Raw genomic sequence first — 6,589 nt, forward strand, 5'->3', positions numbered from 1 at the left:
CTTCAGTGCGGTCAACCCTCATGCCCGGCAACCCACTTGAAATTCATCAGAGGCTTCTTTTTTCGTGTCCACGCTGATGATTGGCTCACCGGCGGCAAGGAACGCCTGCTTTTGCTGCTCGATGTGGCGGAACTGCTCGTCACGCTGCTCAGGTGACGCCTTGGCTTCCTTGCGTCGGGCGTTGACCTTGGGCGAATAGCCCAGCTTGCGCAGCAGCCGCGACACCGTGGTCGGGCATGCCGAGTGGCCGCCTTGCCGTAGCCGCGCGCTGAGCTGACGCAGTGAACTGCGCTTGAACTTGGTGCGGCGTTGCGGGTCGCCCGCCGTCTCGGACTCCAGTATCCGCTCCAGGGCTTGCTCGATCTGCGGATCATGTTCCTCGGTGAAGGGACGTCCGCCGCCTGCTTGGCGAACCCGCCCTACAGGGCGGTCCGCCAATTCGGCATCGAGCTCGCTTCGGCCCCGCCGAATGGTCTTCTCACTGACGCCGGTGATCTTCGCCACCAGCCTCTCGCCACCATGGCCGAGTTCCTGTGCCTGCAGCGCGGCGTACCAGCGACGCTGTTGTTCATCAAGCCGGCTCAGGAACAGGTTGACTCGCTGGTGCAGTGCGCGTGTCGGGCTGTCAGCCTGCGACAGGCACTCGGGACACTGGCACACATGAAAGTAGGGGCGCATCGCGGCACCTCCTGGGTATGCGAGACAACATCGGCATTACTACGCCTCTGCCCAATCCCGAGTCAACAGTGGAGCAGTAGATGTTGGACGGACCCTAAGTGCTGGACGTCCAGGCCGTCCGGGCTGCCACGGTGGCGGCGGCGCAAACAGCCGTGCATCCAGGCGCAGCCGCGTGATGCAGCTCATCCGCGGTGCCAGCGCGTTCAAAAACTCCAGTGCCGAGAAGCTCGAATCGGCCACCATCACCAAGTCTCGGCCCGGCAGCCAGCGTGAGACCTGGCGCAGCAGCTGCCGTGCATGGTCGGTGAGGGCCTTGTGACGGCGCCCACGTTGATGGTCATGGCGCTCGGATGGCGCCAGGGCCGTCAGCACGGGCAGCGCCCACACACGATGTGCCCAGCCAATAGGTGCGAGCAGCATCACGCTGAGCCAGCGCAGCCCGCCGACCTTGACGAAATGGCTGCGAGACGAGCGCACCGGATCACGGTAGATGCCGCGTGCGGCGATGCGAGGTCCACGCCGGCGCTCGATCGTGTCGTCGATACTCAGCACGATGGGTCCGTCGGGCACGAAGGCACGCACCAGCATCCCCAGCAGCACACGTGATGCCGCGCGCGGCAACCACACCGCGCGGCTCAGAACGCAATGGAAGTTCACGAAGTGCGCATCGTTGGCCAGGCCCAGTACCCCGTAGCACGCTGGCTACCGTGCGCGCTCCGGGTACCAGCACTGCTCCTATGAGCAACAACTGGGCATGTCGCCAAGTTCGCTGACAAAACAGCCCGGCGAAGCACAAAATGACCTGAGCGAAGCGGGTCGGCAAAACAGACATGACCTTCTCCCTTGCCCGGAGAGAAAAGTCAGTCTACAAGCCGATCCGCTTTGCCTTTACAGCGCGGGAATGGCCAAAGTCGAGCTCAGCCCTCACCCGCTTCGGTCATGGAGCGGTCGCCCAGGCCCTTGGGCAGCGGGAAGCGGATGTGCTCCTCCACGCCGGCCATGCGCCGCACGCTCAACGCGCCGAGTTCGCGCAGGCGCTGGATCACCTGTTGCACCAGGATGTCCGGCGCCGAGGCGCCGGCCGTCAGGCCCACGCGGGCGCCTTCCTTGAACCACTGTGGCTGCAAGTCGGCCGCGGCATCCACCATGTACGCCGGCGTGCCCAGACGCTGCGCCAGCTCGCGCAGCCGGTTGCTGTTGGAGCTGGTAGGGCTGCCCACCACAATGAGCACATCCACCGTGGGGGCCAGCAGCTTCACGGCGTCCTGGCGGTTCTGCGTGGCGTAACAGATGTCCTGCTTCTTGGGTTGGCGCACCTGCGGGAAGCGCGCGCGCACCGCAGCGTGGATTTCGGCCGCGTCATCCACGCTCAGCGTGGTCTGTGTCACCACCGCGAGCCTGGACGGGTCCTTCACCTGCACCCGGGCCACGTCCTCCACGTCCTCCACGAGGTGGATGCCGCCGTCGAGTTGGCCCATGGTGCCCTCGACCTCCGGATGCCCCTTGTGGCCGATCATGATGAATTCGAAGCCCTCGCGCGCGAGCTTGGCCACTTCCACGTGCACCTTCGTCACCAGAGGGCACGTGGCATCGAACAACTGGAACCCACGCTCGGCCGCCTCGCGGCGCACCGCCTGGCTCACGCCGTGGGCGCTGAACACCAGCGTGGCGCCCGGTGGCACCTCGGACAGGTCCTCGATGAAGATCGCCCCCTTGGCACGCAGGTCGCTCACCACGTAGGTGTTGTGCACGATCTCGTGGCGCACGTAGATTGGCGCGCCGAAGCGCGCCAGCGCCCGCTCCACGATCTCGATAGCCCGGTCCACCCCGGCGCAGAAGCCTCGCGGCTGCGCCAGTACCACCTCCTGCACGCTCATCACAGCACCCCGATGACCTGGACTTCGAAGCTCACGCCCTGGCCGGCCAGCGGGTGGTTGAAGTCGAACAGCAGCCAATCCGGCCCCACTTCGCGTACCACGCCGGCGTAGCTGGCTTCGCCGCCGGGGGTGGGAAACTGCACCACGTCGCCCACGCCGTACTGCGCGTCGGGGTCGCCCAGCTCGCGCAGCAGCGCCACCTTCACGCGCTGCAGCAGTTCGGGATTGCGCTCGCCGAAGGCCTCGCCCGGGGCGAGCTCGAAGCGCTCGTGCGCGCCCTCGCCCAGGCCGATGAGCCGCGCCTCCATCGCTGGGGCCAGCTCGCCTGTGCCCAGGGTCAGCGTGGCGGGCTTGCCGCCGAAGGTGTTGACGATGTCGGCGCCGTCGGGGCCCGAAAGTCGGTAGTGCAGGGTCAGGAAGGCCCCGGGCTGGATTGTGCTCACGGCGTATGAAACTCTGGTCTTTGGTCGGGCCCGGATTTTACGAGCCGCCCCCCAACCGCCCTGGACGCGACGATGCCATTGAAAGACCTGCCTGCCGACGCGCTGCCGCGCGAGAAGCTGCTTGCCCGCGGTCCTGGGGCCCTCGCCGATGCCGAACTGCTCGCGCTGCTGCTGCGCACCGGGCTGCCCGAGCTCAACGTGCTGCAGCTGGCGGACAAGCTGCTGTCGGACTTCAACGGGCTGCCGGGCCTGTTGCGGGCACAACCGCGACAGCTGGCGCTGGTCAAGGGCCTGGGGCCGGCCAAGCAGGCCGAGATCGGCGCGGTGATGGAGATCGCGCGGCGTACGCTGGCAGTGGAACTGGCGCGCTCGCCCGTGTTCGATGCACCGGCCAAGGTCAAGGACTACCTGTCGCTGCGCCTGGCCGGGCTGGAGCACGAGGTGTTCGCCGTGCTGTTCCTGGACAGCCAGCACCGGCTGCTGTGCATGGAGGAGCTCTTCCGCGGCACGCTCACGCAGACCAGCGTCTACCCGCGCGAGGTGGTCAAGCGTGCGCTGCAGCTCAACGCCGGGGCGCTGATCCTGGCGCACAACCACCCCTCGGGCCTGGCCGAGCCTTCGCGCGCCGACGAGTTCCTGACCCAGCGCCTGAAGAACGCGCTTCAGCTGGTGGACGTGGCGGTGCTGGATCACCTTGTGATCGGCGCGGGCCAGACGGTCTCCTTCGCCGAGCGCGGCTTGTTGTAATAGCGTCCTCGGGGCGGCGCCTTGATGAAGGTGCCGCCCGGCTGGGACGTTGATACAAGACACCGCGCGCAGCGCAAGGAAGTACCGATGAACGTGAAGCTGCGCAGCCTGCACGAGCTCGACGCCATCAAGCGCGTGCTGGAGCACCGGCGCCAGGAGGCCGAACGCCAGCGCCTGCGCGAGATCGAGGCCGCGCGCCGCGCGCAAAGCGCGGCCACGCTGTTCGCGCAGGCCGTGGGGCCGGTGCAGCCGCTCAAGGCCCATGGCCGCAAGGAACACGTGCGCGAGCTCCCCGCGCCCTGGCCGCGCCAGCGCGAGCTCGACGAGCAGGCGGCGCTGCAGGAGGCGCTGTCCGATGAGGTGGACGTGGAGTCGCTGCTGGAGACCGACGCGGAGCTGAGCTTCCGCCGCCCCGACATCGGACCCGACGTGCTCAAGCGGCTGCGCCGCGGCCAGTGGTCGATCCAGGCCGAGGTGGACCTGCACGGCCTGCGCCGCGACGCCGCGCGCGAGCGGCTGGGCGCCTTCTTGCGCGAGGCCATGCAGCACGGCCTGCGCTGCGTGCGCGTGGTGCACGGCAAGGGCCTGGGATCGCCCGGGCGCACCCCGGTGCTCAAGGGCAAGGTGCGCGCGTGGCTGGTGCAGAAAAGCGAGGTCGCGGCCTTCGTGCAGGCCCGCGGCAGCCAGGGTGGCCACGGGGCGCTGATCGTGCTGCTGCGCGGGCGCTCGGCCCCCATGCCCGCCGCCGGAGGGTGAGCGGCGGGCCGCCGCTCAACCGCCCTTGTTGCGCATCCAGTCGGCGGTGTTGAAGAAGGCGTTTTCCAGGCGCTGCGCCAGAGCGGGGTCCAGGCCCTGCTCCTGCATCGCCTGCTGCATGCACAGCAGCCACTGGTCGCGCTCGGCCAGGCCGATGGCGAAGGGCAGGTGCCGCGCGCGCAGCCGCGGGTGGCCGAAGCGGTCCATGTAGTGGTTGGGCCCACCCAGCCAGCCGCACAGGAACCAGAACAGCTTGTCGCGCGAGCCCGACATGTCGGGCGGATGCAGACGCCGGATGCCGGCGTAGGCCGGCTCCAGCTCCATCAGGTCGTAGAAGCGGTCCACGAGCCGGCGCACGGCCGGCTCGCCGCCCAGCAGCTCAAAGGCGCTGGGCGCGTCATCGTTGCTCATCGGGTGCTGCGAAAGAGAAGAAGGGAAGCGGTCGGCTCAGGCAGCGGCGGGCGTATAGCCCTCTTCGTCCAGCGCCTTGGCGAAGGTGTCGGCAGGGAGCTGGGAGTCGATGCGCACCTTGTGCGTGGGCAGGTCGACGTCCAGCTTGGCGGCGGCGTCCAGGCGCTGCACCGTCTCGGTGACGGTCTTGACGCAGTGGCCGCAAGTCATGGTGGGCAGGGTGAACTCGATCATCAAAGGCTCCCGGCTGAGGACAACCCGCAAGTATCGTCCCTGCGCCTGCAGCCTCGCCGCCGAGGGGCTGCCGCTGGGCCCGTGGCAGCCCCGGCGTGCCGGCGTCAGCGGAAGCGCGACTGCGGCACCGTGTAGAGCTCGCCGGGCAGCGAGCCGATGTAGTCGGCGATGGCCTTGAGCTCGGCGTTGCTGAACTGCTTGACGATGCCGCCCATGATGGCGTTGTTGCGTCCCACCGAGGCGTTGTTCTCGGTGCGGTAGGCCTTGAGCGAGGCGAAGAGGTAGTCCGGGTGCTGGCCAGCGATCTTGGGGTAGCTGGGGTCGATGGGCTTGCTGAAGTTGGCGCCGTGGCAGGAGACGCACGCGCCCTTGTTCAGCAGCGCCGCCACGTCCGCCGGCGCCGCCGCCGGCGTGTCGGGCGGGGGCGCGGCCTCTGACGGGGTGAGCTGCGCGTAGTGCGCCGCGACGAAGGCGATGTCCTGGTCGCTGAGCGAGGCGGCCACGCCGTGCATGGTGGGGTGCTTGCGGTCGCCCTTCTTGTAGGCCTGCAGCGCGGCCTCGATGTACTTCTGGCCCTGCCCCGAGACCATTGGCACCTTGTAGACCTGCGGGAAGCTGGCCTGGTAGCCGGGGATGCTGTGGCAGCCGATGCACATGGCGACGCGGGCATCGCCATCGCCGGCCTTGTCCTTGGGCTGGGCTGATGACTGGGCGTGCACGGTGGTGGCGAACATGCCGGCCAGGGCCAGCGACAGGGCAAGGTTCTTGGTCATCGTCTCTGCTGGGGGTACTGATGAGGGATGAGAAAAGCGGCCCGCTGCGGGCCGCCACAGAGGGAACTTGCGCGACGTCAAGCCGCAGTCTAGGGGCCTCCTATACTCGGACGCCACCCCTGCAAACCCGCCGAACCCGATGAAATTCCAAGGCTCCGATCAGTACGTCGCCACGCCCGAGCTGCGCCTGGCGGTCAACGCCGCCATCACGCTGCAGCGCCCGCTGCTGATCAAGGGCGAGCCCGGCACGGGCAAGACGATGCTGGCCGAGGAGGTGGCCCGCTCGCTGGGGCTGCCGCTGCTGCAGTGGCACATCAAGAGCACCACCAAGGCCCAGCAGGGCCTGTACGAGTACGACGCCGTGAGCCGCCTGCGCGACAGCCAGCTCGGCGACGAGCGCGTGAAGGACATCCACCACTACATCGTCAAGGGCGTGCTGTGGCAGGCCTTCACAGCCGAACAGCCCGTGGCGCTGCTCATCGACGAGATCGACAAGGCCGACATCGAGTTTCCCAACGACCTGCTGCGCGAACTCGACCGCATGGAGTTCCACGTCTACGAGACACGCGAGACCATCCGCGCGCGCCACCGCCCGCTGGTGTTCATCACCTCCAACAACGAGAAGGAACTGCCCGACGCCTTCCTGCGCCGCTGCTTCTTCCACTACATC

At 68.1% G+C, this 6,589-nt stretch carries 10 protein-coding genes; 3 read left to right on the top strand and 7 right to left on the bottom strand.

Going from position 1 to position 6,589, the window contains the following annotated elements; all coding sequences use genetic code 11:
* Positions 1-18 precede the first annotated feature (18 nt).
* The 4 genes from Q0741_RS07885 to Q0741_RS07900 form a co-directional block, all read right to left on the bottom strand.
* A complete protein-coding gene (locus Q0741_RS07885) occupies positions 19-678 on the bottom strand; it encodes a hypothetical protein (protein ID WP_298232647.1) in 660 nt (219 codons plus the stop codon).
* 39 nt (positions 679-717) lie between these two features.
* Complete coding sequence (locus Q0741_RS07890) at positions 718-1,335, bottom strand: transposase (protein ID WP_298232648.1); 618 nt, start codon at positions 1,333-1,335, stop codon at positions 718-720.
* Positions 1,336-1,595: 260 nt separating this feature from the next.
* The gene (gene ispH / locus Q0741_RS07895; RefSeq protein WP_298232649.1) at positions 1,596-2,555 is read right to left on the bottom strand and encodes a 4-hydroxy-3-methylbut-2-enyl diphosphate reductase; all 960 of its coding nucleotides are present in this window, start codon (positions 2,553-2,555) and stop codon (positions 1,596-1,598) included.
* Entirely contained in the window at positions 2,555-2,998 is a 444-nt protein-coding gene (locus Q0741_RS07900; protein ID WP_298232650.1) for an FKBP-type peptidyl-prolyl cis-trans isomerase, read from the bottom strand. Before Q0741_RS07900 ends, ispH begins: the two co-directional genes overlap by 1 nt.
* Positions 2,999-3,070: 72 nt before the next feature.
* On the opposite strand from Q0741_RS07900, the gene radC reads away from it, so the two are divergent.
* Entirely contained in the window at positions 3,071-3,745 is a 675-nt protein-coding gene (gene radC, locus Q0741_RS07905) for a DNA repair protein RadC (protein WP_298232651.1), read from the top strand.
* Between the two features lie 87 nt (positions 3,746-3,832).
* The gene (locus Q0741_RS07910; protein WP_298232652.1) at positions 3,833-4,501 is read left to right on the top strand and encodes a Smr/MutS family protein; all 669 of its coding nucleotides are present in this window, start codon (positions 3,833-3,835) and stop codon (positions 4,499-4,501) included.
* A gap of 15 nt (positions 4,502-4,516) precedes the next feature.
* On the opposite strand, the gene Q0741_RS07915 is transcribed toward Q0741_RS07910, so the two are convergent.
* The 3 genes from Q0741_RS07915 to Q0741_RS07925 all read right to left on the bottom strand — a co-directional run bounded on the left by Q0741_RS07915 (position 4,517) and on the right by Q0741_RS07925 (position 5,880).
* Entirely contained in the window at positions 4,517-4,912 is a 396-nt protein-coding gene (locus tag Q0741_RS07915; RefSeq protein WP_298232653.1) for a group II truncated hemoglobin, read from the bottom strand.
* A 36-nt stretch (positions 4,913-4,948) separates the two neighbouring features.
* Positions 4,949-5,146: a heavy-metal-associated domain-containing protein gene (locus Q0741_RS07920; RefSeq protein ID WP_298232654.1), complete on the bottom strand. Its 198-nt coding sequence runs from the start codon at positions 5,144-5,146 to the stop codon at positions 4,949-4,951.
* A 104-nt stretch (positions 5,147-5,250) separates the two neighbouring features.
* Positions 5,251-5,880, bottom strand: a complete 630-nt coding sequence (locus tag Q0741_RS07925; RefSeq protein ID WP_298232656.1) for a c-type cytochrome — start codon at positions 5,878-5,880, stop codon at positions 5,251-5,253.
* Between the two features lie 178 nt (positions 5,881-6,058).
* On the opposite strand from Q0741_RS07925, the gene Q0741_RS07930 reads away from it, so the two are divergent.
* On the top strand, positions 6,059-6,589 hold a 531-nt coding region (locus Q0741_RS07930; RefSeq protein ID WP_298232655.1), incomplete at its 3' end, for a MoxR family ATPase.

Origin of the sequence: uncultured Azohydromonas sp., assembly GCF_937926365.1 — a bacterium.
In the GTDB taxonomy this organism is placed as follows: Bacteria; Pseudomonadota; Gammaproteobacteria; order Burkholderiales; family Burkholderiaceae_C; genus Azohydromonas.

What these genes read in the sequence shown, in the direction of transcription:
- radC (WP_298232651.1), top strand. Translation starts at nt 3,071, where the DNA reads ATGCCATTGAAAGACCTGCCTGCCGACGCGCTGCCGCGCGAGAAGCTG.
- ispH (WP_298232649.1), bottom strand. Translation starts at nt 2,555, where the DNA reads ATGAGCGTGCAGGAGGTGGTACTGGCGCAGCCGCGAGGCTTCTGCGCC.
- Q0741_RS07915 (WP_298232653.1), bottom strand. Translation starts at nt 4,912, where the DNA reads ATGAGCAACGATGACGCGCCCAGCGCCTTTGAGCTGCTGGGCGGCGAG.
- Q0741_RS07910 (WP_298232652.1), top strand. Translation starts at nt 3,833, where the DNA reads ATGAACGTGAAGCTGCGCAGCCTGCACGAGCTCGACGCCATCAAGCGC.
- Q0741_RS07920 (WP_298232654.1), bottom strand. Translation starts at nt 5,146, where the DNA reads ATGATCGAGTTCACCCTGCCCACCATGACTTGCGGCCACTGCGTCAAG.
- Q0741_RS07925 (WP_298232656.1), bottom strand. Translation starts at nt 5,880, where the DNA reads ATGTTCGCCACCACCGTGCACGCCCAGTCATCAGCCCAGCCCAAGGAC.
- Q0741_RS07885 (WP_298232647.1), bottom strand. Translation starts at nt 678, where the DNA reads ATGCGCCCCTACTTTCATGTGTGCCAGTGTCCCGAGTGCCTGTCGCAG.